The sequence below is a fragment of the Clostridium sp. AF34-10BH genome, from assembly GCF_003478095.1.
GTDB lineage: Bacteria > Bacillota > Clostridia > Lachnospirales > Lachnospiraceae > Acetatifactor > Acetatifactor acetigignens.
Map to the genome: position 1 here is coordinate 226525 of NZ_QUEC01000003.1, position 16122 is coordinate 242646.

A 16122-nucleotide genomic window follows, 5' to 3' on the forward strand; every position below is an offset into this window, starting at 1 on the left:
GGACTGTTCTGTTGACCGGTAGTCAACTCAAAAAAGTAAAAAAGAAAAGACGTATGAAACCAAATGTCTCATACGCCTCATAGGATTTATGATTATAACTTTGTAAATTCATCAAGCTGCTTATCTACATCTCTTCCGGAATACATAACCCGAATCACTGTAACCAATTTCTTTGTCTTATCGGGGATATAGAAAATAGCATAATTATCAACAGGCACAACTCGTGTATTTCGACTCTTCCAGGGCTCTCTTTCATATTGTCGGAACTTCTCCGGATACTCTCCCAAGGAAAGGATTTTTTCTTCGATCCGGTCAAGCTGTCCGGCTGCATTCTCAGGCGAAAGAAGATCAAATGCTATATACTCAAAGATACCGCGAAGATCGTTCTCAGCCTGCTCCGTAAAGGTAACATCATATTTCATACATTATAATCCCTTCGGATATCCGCAAAAACCTGAGCTGCAGATTTGGTACGCCCTGCCTGCATATCCGCATATCCTTTCTCAAGTTCCATGTCCAAAGTCTCTACGTTCATTCTCGAAATATCAACAGGTCTCGCAGTTGGAATCTTTACCTCAAACGGAAGCCCCCTATTTAGAATGATCTGCTTATAAAACATATTGATAGCATTAGATGCCGGGATCCCCAAAGTAGCCAGAATTCCCTCAGCCTGTTCTTTAACATCCGGCTCTATTCTTGCATAAAGATTTGCTGATTTAGCTGCCATATCATCACGCCCCTTTCTTTTACCCATATTATAAGTCAATGTGCGGACAAAAGCAATACATTTTTCAAATCAGTGCCCTGATCTGCTTCAAAAGAATCTCTCTTACAGACTGATACTTCACATCTCGCAACAAACCAAGCGCTTCATCCGCAAATCCATCATTATTATCTGCAAAACCCAGCAGATAATTCGGCGTAGTCTGAAGTACTTTGGCTATCTCTGCCAGACCGCTGGCTCTCATGTAAAATTTCTTTTACATAGCTTAATTGCGGTCTATTTAGCTTGTTTCCTGACTACTCAGGAAAAATATTTCTACCCTCGCCCCACCTGTATTTTCAGAATTTGAAAGTTTAATACCTCCACCATATTTTTCAGCCACAGTTTTTGCAAAAAATAGTCCCATCCCATAATGGGCTTCGCCATTTCTACTTGTGTCATCCATAAAAAACTGCTCTGTGCCATGCAATAATGCTTCTTTTGTAAATCCTGATCCGCTATCCTCCACAATGAATGTCAGCCGGCCATCCTGCTCCTTTGCGTCAATATAAATGATTCCATTTTCTTTTGTATGCTCCACTGCATTCTGAATCACATTCATTACGGCTCGGAACATTGGATCATAAGCAATCGTTACCTTTTTATCACTTTGTTCCGCCTTCCAATCTATCTTCTGGTGATAGATTTCTACCAGTCCGAGTGCCTGTTCCTTTATATCTGCGAAAAAATCTTCTAACCTCACCGTTGTATAGGTAACATCACTGCAATTCCATGATTTTGTGACATCTATCAACTGTTTTACATAACTTTGTATCTGTGTTGTGCCGTTCAAAACATAAGTGATATTTTTCTTCTGTTCTGTGGTCAGTTCAGTCTCTGAAAGTAGTTCTGCATTTCCCCGTACAATCGTAAGAGGTGTTTTAATATCATGCGCCAAAGCAGACATCTGTTGTTTCTTTTCCTGCTCTGTTTTCCACTGCTTTTCTAAAGATTCTCGCAATGCATCTCGCATATCATCGATTGCCGATAAACAGTCATCAAACTCTTTGATACCGGAACAGGATGTCTCATATTCCAGATTTTGATCCTTTATTTGTCCGATTGCGTCTAATACAGGCTGCATCTGCTTTTTGATTCTTTTTCCAAAACGTATGGACGGAATGATGATAATCGCTACCGCTCCAATCACAGACATAATACTCATCACATTCTGTGGTCCTATAAAATGCTCCCTCAAAAAAGCTGAATGATATTGAGGTGTCAGGCGATATTGCAATACAACATATTCATTTTCCCTTACAATTACTTTATAAAAATATTTCCCGGATGCGTTTCCGTACTTTGCAACATTCCATGCTATCTGTTCGTATTGTTCTGACAGATCTCCACCTATTTTCTCTCCATTCTCTGAAAAGATTACATAATCACAAAGTGCGGGAATCATCTCAGCAGTCACTTTATCTGCACGTAGAATCGTATCATATGCTTCATTAATCTTTTGCTCTGCATAATTTGCCGGATAAATACAGCCCACACTAATCAAAAGGCACAGCAGCAGCCAAGCAACAATCACCAAACCAACTAATGATCCAAGCATGACCAGTACATATCTCATAAAAATCCTGCTGAGTGCATTGCTTCTCTTTACTCTTCCCATTTATATCCAATCCCCCAGACTGTTTTTATCGGTGTATAATCATAATCCGCAAATTTTGCTCTTATATTTTTGATATGCGTGATAATGGTACTGTCATTACTCTCATTGTCAAAGCCAAAGACCGCTTCCAATATCTGTTCCTTCGAGAAAACCTGTCCTCCGTTTTTAGCCAGAAATTCACAGATTTCGTACTCTGCTTTCGTAAACGGAAGTTCCTTATCATCCATCAACAGTTTCTTTTGAGACATCTGAATGCAGACTCTCCCCAAAACCATCCGGACAGAATGTTCCCTGTGCTCTCTTCTAAGATGTGCATTGATCCTTGCCCGAAGTTCCATCACTCCAAATGGCTTTGAAATATAATCATCTGCTCCTAAAGAAAGTCCGTTTACCAGACTGTTTTCCTCCGTTTTTGCCGTAAGAAACAAAATCGGACAATCCACAAGTGCCCTGATTCTTTTGCATAATTCGAAGCCATCAATTCCAGGCATCATAATGTCCAGTAAAATCAGGTCATAACGATGTAATTCTTCCATATGAATTTTTAGTGGATTACTTACTTTGGTAACCAGATGTCCATCCTTATTCAAAATGCTTTCTATCATTTCCAAAATTGCCGGTTCATCATCAACTGCCAGTATTTTTGCCATAGTTTCCCTCGATTCTATTCCGATATTCTGTTTCCTTCCCAGTGGTTTACCCACCAAAAATAGTATACCATACTTATCCCTGTAAATATTAAGCAACCTGGTATGAATGACAACCATTCACCTACACTAGTTTCTCCCAATACAGATTGCAGATAAGTATATGGTACTCTACCCGTCCAGCAGACAAATACATATTTCCACACATAATCTCCAAGTCCGGTAAGCATCAATGCACTAATTAGTCCTGATATAATCCCTGCTCCAATGGATACCCCTTTTCCAAACTGAAAAGCCAGAATCAGCTGCCACAGATAAAGTGGAACACTGCTTCCCCACAGCAGCAATGCTGCAAATATACATCCTTTCATGATTTCGATATCGCTTGATGCGATTCTTCCAAATCCAATTCCGAATATGATTGCTGTCAATAGGATAGAGCACAGACACAAAACCAGTAGCATCAACAGTTTCGATAAAAATGCTGCAGGTTTATCCGGTAAAGACAACAGATTTTGAAAATCACCTGCATTTTGTTCCTGTTCCATCACACTTGCTGTAAAAATTCCAATAAGTACCGGAAGTCCTGCTCCTATTGCCTGATAAAATGCAATCACTTTCATATTTTCATTCCATGGTGAAAAAAAGTAATATATTAAAAATATAACGCTGGTTATAATCGGAATCAGTAAGTGTGCCAGAATCACAGATGTTCCTTTCATCTTTCGCAAGTCTGCATTAAGAGATCTTCCAATCATCTTATTTCACCTCTCTTCTCTCAAACCATTTCAAAAACAGAACCGTTACAAAAACAAACCAGATGATTGAGAGACACATTCCCGGAACAATGACTCCCGTATCCAAAAGAGGATTCCCTGCTTCTGCGGCAAGTCCATTTGGTAAAACATGAAGCAACGGGCACATCATTCGCATAGGGATTGCAGAAACAAGTACATACCAGATTCTGGTTTGTGATATTACCACACCGCTGACGGTAATAAATAGGCAGACGAACAGGTTTACAATCATTCCAAATCGTTCACTTAAAAATAAAGCTACCGGAATCTCCCATAACTCAGAAACCGTCAGAAACAATACTGCAATCAACGCTCCTCCAACTGGAACATGTGTCGTTAGAAGAAAGCCTCCAAGCGTTGCTCCTGCAAACACAATCACATTAGAAAACAAAATCATGTACCCAATATAAATAATTTTCCCCAGCAACAATTTTCTTCTGTCTGTGGGAATAGTCATTAAATGATAGTATTTTATCTTTTTCTCCTGCGCCACAGAAAGATAACAAAATAAAGCAATCATCCCCGGCAGCAAAAGTGTATACCACCAGTTCCAAACACTTTCTGCATAAGCATTTGTCATCCCAAGAGTAAATATAAATGCCATGACAAATGTAAGAAGAGGAAATCCCCAGATAAACTTTTTTCGCATGGTTCTTTTGGCTTTTTGATGTTCTGCTTTTATAATATTAACCATGGATTTCACCTGCTTTCTGGTTTTTTCTTACCACATTCATAAACAAATCTTCAAGATTATCTCCCTGCTTTAATGCTCCTTCGTATCCTAAGATTCCACCTGAAATAATCCCGACTTTATCTGCAAGTAACTGTACCTCTGAGAGAATATGACTGGAGAGAATTACAGTGATTCCCTGTTCCGGAAAAGACCGGATCAGCTCTCGTAATTCCTCAATGCCTATTGGATCTAATCCATTCGTAGGTTCATCCAATATCAAAAGTTCCGGTTCTCCAAGCAATGCCATTGCAATGCCTAGTCTTTGCTTCATCCCCAAAGAAAACTGTCCTGCTTTCTTCTTTCCGGTGTTTGTAAGTGATACAATCTGCAAGACCTCATCAATTCTGTTTTCATCTGTACCAAGCAATAATTGTCTTACCTTCAAATTCTCTCTGGCGGAAAGATTTTCATAAATAGGCGGATTTTCAATTAACGCTCCTATTTTTGATAAATCTTTCCTATCCAAAAGTTTTCCATCAAAGTAAATCTTTCCTGCAGTTGGTTTCATCATACCGGTCAGCATTTTCAATGTGGTAGATTTACCAGCGCCATTCGGTCCAAGCAGTCCATAAATCTGTCCCTTTTCGATATTAAGTGAAACATTATTTACCGCTTTCTGTTTTCTAAAATATTTACATAGATTTTGTGTCTGTAACATCATTTCCATCTTTACTATCCTTCCTTCTATATTTCATTTCTTACTGAAATATAACCTAACAGAAGAAAATAAAGATTTGATGAAGATTTATTCCCGTATGGAATAAACCATCAATTGAATATCATTATCAGAACTCGGCTTTCCACTGAAATCAGCAAAGCTGTTACAAATACGAAGTCCTAATTTACAGAATATCTCCGTGATTTCATCCAAACTATATAACCTTATAGGATTTCCTTCTTTCATTTCAGGCTTATAAAGTGCTTCTCCATACATATAGTCTAGCATCAACGTAAACAGTAAACAGTATGAGGGCAAATATCGTTCTGCTATGTATGCGGCAGTAAAGGTAGCGAATCCTAACTGGCAACCGGGACAGCCGTTTGATTCTAGCATATTAGATAGCGTCACAAGGGAATTGGTGAAGAGCAATCTGGTACAAAGTGGCAATCAATTTGTCAGAAGATCTATTGATTACAGTGTTTAAGTTCATGCATATATTGAGACTTTTGTTTCAGAGTGTTGTTATACTACCAAAAATGGAGCTGCATAGTAATTTTGTGTAGCTCCATTTTATGGGATTCAGGCTTGTTAAGAGCGGTATACGCCTGCTGTAAGAAAAAGTATTGATTGTAAGTTATATGAGGAAAAGCTTATGTGTAGAGTAATCGCAGTATCAAATTCACACCAAAAAGTTCGGTATAGCGATTAGGATTTCTCGAATCCGTAAACCCATTTTCCACGTAAGAACAGATACAGAAAAATCGCGGAGCTGATACCCCAAGTCAATGGGTATGCCCAGAAAATCACTCGTATATCCGGGAGAATACGAACTGCCACAGTAATGTAGCTTACGCGAAACAAACACCAGTCACAGAGCATAACGATCATCGGAACGGATGCATTACCTGATCCACGAAGTACTGCTGCGATGCAATGAGAAAACGCCAGCAGACAATAAAATAACGCAATTGTTCTGGACTGCATGACTCCATAATGTACAACATCAGGATCTCTGTTAAACGCTGTGATCAGTACCGGTGCTGCCACATATATGATAATACCGATCAACTCTGCAATAGTAATCGAGCAGAAAACTCCAAATCTTGCTCCCTTTTTCGCCCGGTCATACTGTTTTGCACCCAGATTCTGACTGACAAAGGTTGTCAGAGCCATTGTAAAACAGGTCACCGGCAAAAATGCGAATCCCTCTATCTTGGAGTAGGAACCACATCCTGCCATCGCCATTTTTCCAAATGCATTTATATTTGACTGTACAAAGACGTTCGCGATCGCGATCACTGAATTCTGAAAACCGGATGGTACACCATTCTGGATGATCTGCTTCAGCATAGAACTGTCAAAACGAATCTCTCGCAATTCCAGACGGTATTCTTCTTCCACACGCAGCAGATGAACCATACAGAGCAGTGCACTGACAAACTGTGAAATTGCGGTTGCAAGTGCTGCTGATCCGACTCCCATGCCAAGACCTGCGATAAAGAAAATATCCAGAACGACATTGACACAGGAAGAAATAATCAGATATATCAGTGGATGGCGTCCATCACCGACCGACTGCAGAACTCCAACAAAGATATTGTACATGACAGCACCCATAGACCCTGCAAAATATGTACGGAAATACACAATAGATTCCGGGAGCACGTCCGCAGGAGTTCCCATCAATACCAGGATCTTTGGTGCCAGAAGCATTCCCAAAACTGTCAGCGCCGCACCGGCCACAAGTCCAAATGCAACCGTTGTATGGATTGCCTTTTGCAGGCAGTCTCTTTTTTTGGCTCCGTAATATCGTGCAATAACAACACCTGCACCCATGGCAATGCCGTTAATAAAACCTACCATCAGAAAAATCAGATTTCCAGATGAACTGACTGCCGCCAGTGCATTACTTCCTAGAAAATTTCCTACGATCAGGGAATCAGCAGTATTATACAATTGCTGGAACAGATTTCCCAGAAACAATGGAATTGCAAAAAAAATGATCTTTTGGGAGATACTTCCCTCTGTCATTCTCAGACTCTTTTTCATAGCTAAAATTACTCTTCCCTTTCCTGTGTTCTTTGAATCAATAGAGATGAAGGACTGCTCTTCGTTATAGTTGCCTCTCTACCTTATTATTTGCACCATACCATGCATATGTTGCTGATGTCAATGTAAAGACTGCTTGTAGAGCTGGAATTTGGAACGTGCTTTATAAATTTTTTCCGATCCCCTCAAGTTCGTTCATGGAATCTTTGTTTTTTTCAAGTTCATCTCTGGCTGTTGCGTAATATGATTTTGGGAAAAGCATATCCCATGAAAGATATTTTGCCATACAGTCAAACTGCTTATCAATCAGCTCATACTGGATACTGTCTACGGGAGAACCGCCTACAACAATCGTGCCAACTTTTTTATTTTTTAACTGCAATCCACGGCAGTAGCACTTATCAATGATAAGTTTCAATTGTGCTGACATTCCCCACCAATAAACTGGTGTAGCAAAAAGAATCATATCTGCGGCAGCAATTTTATCAATTGTAGGATTTGTATCATCCTTATCGACGCATCTGTTGTGGGTAGAACTTGATAACCTTATCCTCCAGTCCATATTTCTCCGATAAAAAATTGGATTTTAAACCTCTGTCGGTTTTATCTTATTCTTTTTCGACCACTGTTTTACCAGTAATGGCTCTAATGTCGCCAAATCGTTAATTCCTGCAATTACTCTCGCACCGGAACATATCGGGCATTTTTCTCCATTGGAACGAGCCTTAACGCTTGCCTGCCATTCGTGACCGCAAGTACCTTTCCACCATACTTTTTTATTTGAACCGAAAGTAATGCCATCAGGTGTAAGCAGTAAATTCTTCTCTGACCACTCCGAAACAAGCTCCGGGTGTACTTCTGCTAAACTGTTGTTCATAGCCAAACCTCAACCTCCTTGTGCTTAGAGTATATGAAGTTTTGGCTTTATCTTGTAGTTTGCGAATATCCGTATAAATAGAAAAAGCCCTTTGAGAAAAGGATTTCTCCTCTTCCAAAGGGTAGTTTAACTTTTACTTAGAATTATCTTTTTTAATAACTAAGTTATAATTGCTATCATAATACAGTCCAAGTTCTCTACACATTCTATCGTTCACATTATCTAACGCTTTCTTATATTCTGCATACGTTGGAGACAGAACCATTAAATTAGGAATGAATATATCGTTATATCCTTTATTTTGTAACTCTTTCTGCATTTTTCTCTGTGCAATAAATGCTGGATGGTATTTCATTATACCGTTTTTCATTTTAGCACCTATCCATACTTTTTCTTTTAGTCTTTCATATTCACTTTCACTCATATCACGATAATAGGCTATCATCTCATCTGCGGTTCTGGTTTCTTGTGCAATCCCACCTATCATCTTCGCACCTATTCCCATAATAAAAGGAACTTTCAATGTCGTTTCATCGCAATATTCTAATATATTCTGTAGTGCCTGCTTCTGTTCCAGAGTCTTCAACCTTACATTAAGAAATGGTTTGAAATGACATTTAAAATAATCTCCCCATTCTTTTCCCGGTAGCAAAGACTCAATTGCATTTTCAACGGTTTGATAATCAAGTGCCTCATTTGCTTTGTCTGCGTCACCATCATCTATAAATTGCTTCAAAGCTTCAAGTTCTGAGTCTTTTAAAACTTTTTCCTGCACTTTTTCTTGATAAATACGAAGAAGAATACTTTTGTCGCCAGTTTCCAAAAGGCTCTGTATGTCTTTAATACTAATACCGAGTTTTCTATATACTGAAATCTTTTTTAAAGTTTCAACATCTTGTGCAGTATAGTTACGATAACCATTGTTATCTTTATCCACTGACAGCAATCCTTTTTCTTCATAATACTTAACTGCACGCTTTGTCATTCCAACCTCATTTATAATTTCATTTAATAACATCCGATGCACCTCCTTATGATTTATGTTGATAGTATAAGCGTATACGCTGCGTGCAGGTCAAGAGTTTTTCGTCTTTCTTCTAAAAATGGGCAATCCCGATTTCAGGACTGCCCATTCATTCTGCCAATTATGCGATTTTTTCTTGCTTGCACCGATTTCTGCATCAATTGATGTAAGTTTGATGTAAATCGCTGTTTTTTTAGTTTTTTATCAAATGAAGTACGTCCCGTCTATTCGGTAAAACGGTACATCTTTACATCATCTTAATAGAGCTTTGCACCTGCTGGAATATGGTCATCAACCATCAGAAGATGGAGCTTTTCTTCGCCTTCTTCTTCGTGGATAGCACTGAGGAGCATACCGCAAGAGTCAATGCCCATCATGGCTCTCGGTGGAAGATTTGTGATAGCAATAAGAGTCTTTCCAACCAGTTCTTCCGGCTCATAAAAGCTATGAATACCGCTTAAAATGGTTCTGTCTGTGCCTGTTCCGTCATCAAGAGTAAACTGTAACAGTTTCTTTGACTTCGGTACTGCAACACACTCTTTAACCTTTACTGCACGGAAATCTGACTTGCTGAATGTATCAAAATCAACCATTTCTTCAAACAATGGCTCGACTTTTACCTTAGAAAAATCAATCTTTTCAACCGGTTTTTCAGCCTCTGCCGGAGCTGCTTCGGAAGTCTTGGAAGCTTTCTTATCAGCGTCCAGTGACTTCATTGTCCAGCCAAGAAGTACATTATCTGCTGTTTGGTTTTTCTTTGATAACTTCAATGAAACTATCTTTTCCCATGTGAACAGTCAGTTTGACCTTGTTCCCCCCTGCTATGCTGAGCCCAAAACTCATCTGCCTGTTTAATCTTTTCTTCAGCTGTAATTGGTTTCTCCCCAGTTTTTGTCTCCTGAGTTTCTATCAAGTTATCAGCCGCAATCGGTTCATCTTTTTTTGTACCTGCGGTTTGCAGTATTGCATACGGGGCTGTGGGGTTTATTTCCTGCTATGCTTTGGCATCAAAGCTACTCTGCATATCTACCACGTTTACCATTTCTTCGCCTGCCATCGGAATCCCTCTCTTTGCATTCCCCCATGCTTCATTGTAGATCATGCACATTTCCGTCTGTCTGGATGCCTCCGCATTGGTGGTATACATCGTCCACCCATTATTGGAATAAGTCGCCACCATCTCCCCGTTTTTATCGTAAAACTCTATGTAATCGCTGTTGCCTGACGGCAGTTTCTGATATTTCACTTTCCCTTCAAGCAGTGTTGCCACAAAATCTATTGGCTTCAGCACATTCTGTCTGTTCCTTGAAATAGCTTTCAGCCCGGAAGTAATAATCCCTTTTCTGTCCGGGGACACTTCCGATGTGTAGCTTTTCATCAGCCTATTAAATCCTTCGGATTTGTTTTGGAACTGCCCTTTTTCAAAATCCTCATAAGCTTGTTCCCTGATCTGCTTCCGGTATTCTTTATCACTGACACCGCTTTTCTTTTTAGAGAAAATATATTTGTCATTGAAGTCCGGCAGATGGATGCCGCCTATACTGCCTGTTCCAGAAAAGAACCTTTGTTGTAATGAACCATTGGACGAATTAACTTGCATTATACCACCCTCTCCTGTAAATTTCCTAGTCTATCCAATATTTGATACATCTGGCTATTGCCAAATATATAACTTTGCAAAACAAGCGGTCTCTCTGCCCGTCTGTTTTCTCGGTACAGCTTCATATAGGCATCCTTAGCCTGATAAAAGCTGTCCTCCAATTCTTCCATCTCCTCTGTTGGCATTTCAGGAATATTCCCCTGAATGACCTGCCCCTGGGCTGTTATTCTGGCACAGGATTTCTGCCATGCCACTTCCTGCTCAAATTGTATATCCAGCCACTCTATCTCATCTTCTTTTGTCAGCGGCGTCCCATCTACCTTATAATACTGTTCATTTTCATAGCGCTGTTCAATTTCAGAATACAGCCTTGCATAACTCAGCCCACAAGCATTCACAACATCCGAATAGCCATACTGCCCTTTTTCTTCCCTGATTTCCTTTAATATTCCAGCTCTCATATCGCTGAGTGATGCCGCCGACTGCACCACTGTATGCTTAATTTTATCCATTAAGATTTCCCTGTTTTTCGATAATTGGGAAACCTCTAAAGTATCCTTATGAAACACTTTCTGGTCTTCATTTTGGCTTTCCTGTTTTCCCAAATATTCCCTATCAAACTTGAAAAAATCCGGCAGATGAATAGGATGACTTAAAAATGTAATTGACATATCTCTTTCTCCTTACTTAAAATCACTATCCAAGCGAAAAAGCACTATCCGTAACCGCTTCCGTCATAGCATTTGCTTCATAAGCATTAGACGCTTTTGACAACAGCCTTTCATTGTTCCACGACCGTAATAATCGGCTTCTTTCCTGTTCCTGCTTTGCAATCTTTTCATTCAACATTTCCTGCTGCTGTTTTTTAACCTGCGCCCGTTTTTCCAGATATTCTTCCAAAAGCTCTTTTTGTCTATCTTTCTTGTTGCTTGTCTTTTTATAAAAACTGTTTTGTGAACGAGCATAAAATTCCGATTGATTATTAACACCAGACCATGAATCGCCCCTATAATCTTTAGCAGTAGCTCCTACAGTGAGCACCATAGAAGCTTCCAACGGTGCAAAGGACGAAGTTAAGTCACGTTTAAGTGCTGATAATATCTTTTCCCTGTACTCCGGATCATCTTTCATATTCTTAAATGCTTCCTCTGATATGTTGATAGCCACATTGGTTATAGTTCTATTTCTGGGTATCTTATCAATTTCAGCATAAAATTCCTTTTTGAAAATCGCCATTTCTTCCGCTTCTGATAATTCCCTTGTATTGCCCGTTTCTCCCGTGCTGTTTACGCTCTTTGTACTTTTCGTTGTTGCAACATTGTTCTGATAATAACTCTGTCCTACTCCACTAATAGCCATTTTTAATCCTCCTTTGTCATCAATTTTTTATATTGCCGCCCCTGCCCCCTTGCAATAAGTCCGGGCAGTCCGCAAAAGCAAAGGTTTATGCGCCTTGCGGAATATGAACAATTTCTCCTTATGCCTTTATATCAAAACTTGCCCCTGTCGGCGCAGATGTACCAGAAACCGCAACTAAGAGGTTCTGCGTAACACTTTTTACATCAGTGCCAGTAGCCGATATTGTAAACGTTTCATCTTCTGTCAGCTTCTCCAACTGCGCCTTTTTCTCTGCCCGTCTCTTAGCTGCCTTTTCTTCTGAGATTTTTCTTTCCTCACGCTTTTTCAATAATCTTTCTTTTTGTTTCTTTTCCGCATTCAATATAGTTGAATTTTGTTTTGAACCACTGGTTCTTGTCATACCTCCGCAAGTAACAGAAGCATTCCCATCGGCATCTATTACAGTTGTAACACCATGTATCACTGCATTATCAGCTTTGGCTTGTGCAAACATTCTATTCTGTCCCGGTACTGCACCAGTTAAATTAAACTCTACTTTCTTGGCAAATTCCGGATCATTTGCCATTTTCTTTAGACATTCGCTAGAAAGATTTATTACCACTTTATTTTCATTTCCACTCATAAGACTGCTACCCGTATTAAAAGTAATCTCCGGGAACTTTTTACACAGTTTCTCATAATATTCCTGCACTTTGTCCTTGCTGTTTGTGCTTTTCATTGTTGTCACATTGTTCTGATAATATTTCTCACCTATTCCACTAATGCTCATCTTTGAATCCTCCCTTGAATTTGATATATTGTGAAATCCATTTCCGGCTGTTATCTGTTTCTGCAATTCCTCTGTCAGTTGGAATTGCTATGTGCAATATTGCACGATATACCCCCTTATGGTTAGTCCACGCTTAATGCCCGCATTTAGCCAAGCAGTGAATTGCTACCCGTCGATGTCTCTGTCATTACATTTGATTCATATGCATTGGTTGCCGCTGCCATCTGCCTCTTACTGCTCCACACCTTTGTCAGCCTGCTCCTCTCCAATTCCTGCTTTGCAATCTTTTCTTCCAACGCCTCCTGCTGAAATTCCTTCATCTGCGCCCGCTTTTCCAAATATTCTTCCAGCAGTTCCTTCTGCCTTGCCTTTTTCTGCCGTCCGGCATCAGTTCCCTTTGCGGAGGAACTCCTGGAATAACCGTCATTCTCCTTCATGCCCTGCGTATAGCCGTAACATTTCTCATATGTGTCATCTATATGCATATATGATATTTGTGGAATATAGTTTCCAAAATTAACTGCCTTATTCTTCGCTAAAGCGTCTAATATTTTCTTCTCATATTCCGGATCAGTCTGCATTCTTTTATAAGCGGCATCCGTAATATCTATAATATCATTTCTATTCCGCTGCGATGGATGTGTATATAATGAATTCATCTTTTCATTAAAATACTCCTTGTATTCCTCCAAGGTCATATCTTCCGAGGAAACCTGACTTTTGTCTGTGACCTTTTCCGCAAATCCCGCTTGTTTTTCCTCCTTCCTCAAACCCATGTAACTCTTTGCTGTTTCATAATAACTGCCATAAACTGAACCTACATCCATTACTACATTCTCCTTCCTTTTTCATATTTTTTTATTTTATTTCCTTCTGCTGCAGCATTACTGTGACTTTAAACACATCGTTTTTTATTTTGATATCCATATCTCCAAGATAATGGTCTGCCACATTCTTTACATTTTTTAACCCTATTCCATGCTCCATCAAAATATCCGGCAGATCGCTCTGTTTCGTTGTCATCGGGACGATACCTCCATCTTCCCATATCACTTTCCCATCAAAGCTGTTTTCCACTTCAATCAGTAGGAAATGATTCTTTTTCTTTAAAGTCAGATTGATATATCGCTGTTCCTGCTCCAGTTTCTCGCAGGCTTCTATGGCATTGTCTAAAAGGTTATTCAGAATGATACCTATATCAAATGCAGAAATTGTGTCTGTTTCCCCCAAGTTAAATTTTACTTGAAACGAAATACCTGCATTTTCCGCTTTCTGGTATTTATCATTGATAATCACATCTGTGACCGCATTTCCTGTATTGAATTTATAGTCCATAGTCTGTATGGTTTCATCCAGTTTTTCGATATAATTCTCTACTTCATCATATTTCTCACTTGCCACCAGCCCTTTTATATTCGTCATATGGTTTTTCATCTCATGCCTTACTCTGCGAATGCTCCCGTAGAAGTTCTCTGCTTCTTCCAGTCTCTGCTTCATGGCTTTGACCTGTTGTTCTTCCACAAAATGTTTCTGCCGTTCTTTTTGAAGCTTCCTGTAATTCTGGTAGATGTATATTGCCGAAATTTCCCCCACATAGATAAGAACCGCAATTATCGGTAATTTCCACAACATTTCCTGCTTGTCATCATACAACAGAAAAACTCCACCCTCGATTTGCACTACGGAAAGGTCTACGCTTATTCCTACAATCATACTCCCTACAATATTCAGTACTGAAAGGAATATCGTTTCCTGCCATCTCAGCATAAACGGTTTCTTTACGATTTTTATCACGACACCTGTCATAATCAGTAATACCAACGTGTACGATAAAAGCAGGATGCCCATACCTATCGCCATACCCAGATAAACCCGAAATATATATTCCTCACTCAGAACATCCAACCCTCTAAATATGCTCTCCACTGTACATTGATAAATACTGTCTGCAATCAAATAACTTAACGCATGAAAATTGTAAAACAGCAGCAGTATGAATACCGCCTTTTCCAAATGTTTTTGGTATTTGCAAAAACAATATCCCAACACAATGACAGCGGACATTGTATATCGTATTACCCCCGGCTTTTCCAGCCATAGCCCCATGCAGATATTCATCACTGCCAATATTCCTGCAACAATCCATATCCCTTTCTCCCACCGAAAAAATACATTCCACAATACCAGAAAAAGAACGATTTGCAGAATAATAGGATAGATTTCAAAAAGCTTGCGAATGATTTCATATGTAACCTGACTCAATTATCTTTCCTCCGAAATGTATTCCAAATAACGCTTTACAAAGTCCTGATATTTATACTTGGATATCAGCAGACTGTCCCCGTTTCTCATTTTCACCTCTGTCCGGTCATATCGTTCCACATATTTTATGTTAACCAGATACCCTTTGTGTATACGGAAAAAATCCGGCTTAAGCTCGCTTTCCAGTGAGCTGATCTTGTCATAATATTCAATTTTTTCATGCCGCAAATACAAGGTCACTTTCCGATTACTGCTTTCAATATAGTAAATATCATCTGCTGAAACACTTCTTGTTCTATTTTCATTCCGAACTAATACTTCTTTGGGTTTTTCCTTTTTCTTTGCCATCAGATATTGATACTCCCGTATGGTCTGTGCAAAAACCTGCTCAAAATTGCTTTCCTGAATCGGTTTTACAATATACTGAAAAGCATTAACAGAAAAAGCCTCCTGCATATATTCCGGATATCCCGTTACAAATATCAGAAGCGGCAGGCTTCCCCACACTGCTTCTTTCTTGCTTTCCATCTGGCTCCTGAGCTGCTTTGCCACAGTCATTCCATCCTCATCTCCCATAGAGATATCCAGAAAAAGTATGTCTATTTCTTCTGCATTTGTCTCATCCTGAAACTCCAATAATTCCTTGCCCGATGAAAACTCTGTTATCTTACAAAAAGGTTCCTGCTTCTGTATCAGCTTGCGTATGTAAATGCGTATATTTTCCTCATCATCGCAAATTGCTATGTTCAACTATTCCACCTCATTTTCATGGCTCATTATCAAATATGGATAACATCATCTATTGTTCATTTATATTATCGGCAGATTTCTTTCTTTTAATTCGGAAATGTTGTGACTGGACTTCTGAATGTTGCGACTGGACTCTAATCTTCCCGACAATTATCATCTGGCTCAATAGTCACCCGAGTTTCCCGTTTTGTAAACGAGTTTCACATTTTGAAA

General features: G+C 39.4%; 21 protein-coding genes. 1 reads left to right on the plus strand and 20 read right to left on the minus strand.

Annotated elements, in window-relative coordinates; genetic code table 11:
- Positions 1-92: 92 nt before the first annotated feature.
- The 8 genes from DWZ61_RS04160 to DWZ61_RS04190 form a co-directional block, all read right to left on the minus strand.
- Complete coding sequence (locus DWZ61_RS04160; RefSeq protein WP_118537498.1) at positions 93-422, minus strand: type II toxin-antitoxin system RelE/ParE family toxin; 330 nt, start codon at positions 420-422, stop codon at positions 93-95.
- Entirely contained in the window at positions 419-727 is a 309-nt protein-coding gene (locus tag DWZ61_RS04165) for a type II toxin-antitoxin system RelB/DinJ family antitoxin (RefSeq protein WP_118537499.1), read from the minus strand. Before DWZ61_RS04165 ends, DWZ61_RS04160 begins: the two co-directional genes overlap by 4 nt.
- A 64-nt stretch (positions 728-791) precedes the next feature.
- Positions 792-968, minus strand: coding sequence for a hypothetical protein (locus DWZ61_RS19585; RefSeq protein ID WP_172594695.1), 177 nt, complete (start codon positions 966-968; stop codon positions 792-794).
- A gap of 36 nt (positions 969-1004) precedes the next feature.
- Positions 1005-2381 (minus strand): HAMP domain-containing sensor histidine kinase, encoded by a 1377-nt coding sequence (locus DWZ61_RS04170; RefSeq protein WP_117464696.1) that lies wholly within the window; start codon positions 2379-2381, stop codon positions 1005-1007.
- The gene (locus tag DWZ61_RS04175) at positions 2369-3031 is read right to left on the minus strand and encodes a response regulator transcription factor (RefSeq protein WP_118537500.1); all 663 of its coding nucleotides are present in this window, start codon (positions 3029-3031) and stop codon (positions 2369-2371) included. Before DWZ61_RS04175 ends, DWZ61_RS04170 begins: the two co-directional genes overlap by 13 nt.
- 14 nt (positions 3032-3045) lie before the next feature.
- Complete coding sequence (locus DWZ61_RS04180; protein ID WP_005330844.1) at positions 3046-3786, minus strand: lantibiotic immunity ABC transporter MutG family permease subunit; 741 nt, start codon at positions 3784-3786, stop codon at positions 3046-3048.
- A 1-nt stretch (position 3787) separates the two neighbouring features.
- Positions 3788-4519: a lantibiotic immunity ABC transporter MutE/EpiE family permease subunit gene (locus DWZ61_RS04185; RefSeq protein WP_004853398.1), complete on the minus strand. Its 732-nt coding sequence runs from the start codon at positions 4517-4519 to the stop codon at positions 3788-3790.
- Positions 4512-5225, minus strand: a complete 714-nt coding sequence (locus tag DWZ61_RS04190; protein ID WP_005609481.1) for a lantibiotic protection ABC transporter ATP-binding protein — start codon at positions 5223-5225, stop codon at positions 4512-4514. Before DWZ61_RS04190 ends, DWZ61_RS04185 begins: the two co-directional genes overlap by 8 nt.
- Before the next feature lie 277 nt (positions 5226-5502).
- Between DWZ61_RS04190 and DWZ61_RS04200 the strand changes: the two genes are divergently transcribed.
- Positions 5503-5703 (plus strand): DUF3879 family protein, encoded by a 201-nt coding sequence (locus DWZ61_RS04200; protein ID WP_279220471.1) that lies wholly within the window; start codon positions 5503-5505, stop codon positions 5701-5703.
- A gap of 221 nt (positions 5704-5924) precedes the next feature.
- On the opposite strand, the gene DWZ61_RS04205 is transcribed toward DWZ61_RS04200, so the two are convergent.
- The 12 genes from DWZ61_RS04205 to DWZ61_RS04265 form a co-directional block, all read right to left on the minus strand.
- Positions 5925-7268, minus strand: a complete 1344-nt coding sequence (locus DWZ61_RS04205) for an MATE family efflux transporter (RefSeq protein WP_117464701.1) — start codon at positions 7266-7268, stop codon at positions 5925-5927.
- A gap of 163 nt (positions 7269-7431) precedes the next feature.
- Positions 7432-7830: an NAD(P)H-dependent oxidoreductase gene (locus DWZ61_RS04210; protein ID WP_347475410.1), complete on the minus strand. Its 399-nt coding sequence runs from the start codon at positions 7828-7830 to the stop codon at positions 7432-7434.
- A 24-nt stretch (positions 7831-7854) separates the two neighbouring features.
- Positions 7855-8145, minus strand: coding sequence for a zinc-ribbon domain-containing protein (locus DWZ61_RS04215; RefSeq protein ID WP_117464702.1), 291 nt, complete (start codon positions 8143-8145; stop codon positions 7855-7857).
- 133 nt (positions 8146-8278) lie between these two features.
- Positions 8279-9163 (minus strand): MerR family transcriptional regulator, encoded by an 885-nt coding sequence (locus tag DWZ61_RS04225; RefSeq protein WP_117568711.1) that lies wholly within the window; start codon positions 9161-9163, stop codon positions 8279-8281.
- Between the two features lie 263 nt (positions 9164-9426).
- A complete protein-coding gene (locus DWZ61_RS04230; RefSeq protein WP_347475411.1) occupies positions 9427-9939 on the minus strand; it encodes a methionine--tRNA ligase subunit beta in 513 nt (170 codons plus the stop codon).
- 224 nt (positions 9940-10163) lie between these two features.
- Positions 10164-10769 carry a hypothetical protein gene (locus tag DWZ61_RS04235; protein WP_118537502.1) on the minus strand — a complete coding sequence of 202 codons (606 nt, stop codon included), beginning with the start codon at positions 10767-10769 and terminating at the stop codon, positions 10164-10166.
- Entirely contained in the window at positions 10769-11440 is a 672-nt protein-coding gene (locus tag DWZ61_RS04240) for a hypothetical protein (protein ID WP_118537503.1), read from the minus strand. The genes DWZ61_RS04235 and DWZ61_RS04240 overlap by 1 nt, the downstream gene beginning before the upstream one ends.
- A gap of 25 nt (positions 11441-11465) precedes the next feature.
- Positions 11466-12128 (minus strand): hypothetical protein, encoded by a 663-nt coding sequence (locus DWZ61_RS04245; protein ID WP_118537504.1) that lies wholly within the window; start codon positions 12126-12128, stop codon positions 11466-11468.
- Positions 12129-12246: 118 nt separating this feature from the next.
- Positions 12247-12897 carry a DUF6033 family protein gene (locus tag DWZ61_RS04250; protein WP_243026348.1) on the minus strand — a complete coding sequence of 217 codons (651 nt, stop codon included), beginning with the start codon at positions 12895-12897 and terminating at the stop codon, positions 12247-12249.
- Positions 12898-13043: 146 nt separating this feature from the next.
- The gene (locus tag DWZ61_RS04255; RefSeq protein ID WP_118537505.1) at positions 13044-13724 is read right to left on the minus strand and encodes a hypothetical protein; all 681 of its coding nucleotides are present in this window, start codon (positions 13722-13724) and stop codon (positions 13044-13046) included.
- Between the two features lie 31 nt (positions 13725-13755).
- Complete coding sequence (locus DWZ61_RS04260; RefSeq protein ID WP_118202113.1) at positions 13756-15159, minus strand: GHKL domain-containing protein; 1404 nt, start codon at positions 15157-15159, stop codon at positions 13756-13758.
- Positions 15160-15909, minus strand: a complete 750-nt coding sequence (locus DWZ61_RS04265) for a LytTR family DNA-binding domain-containing protein (RefSeq protein WP_118537506.1) — start codon at positions 15907-15909, stop codon at positions 15160-15162.
- Positions 15910-16122 lie beyond the last annotated feature (213 nt).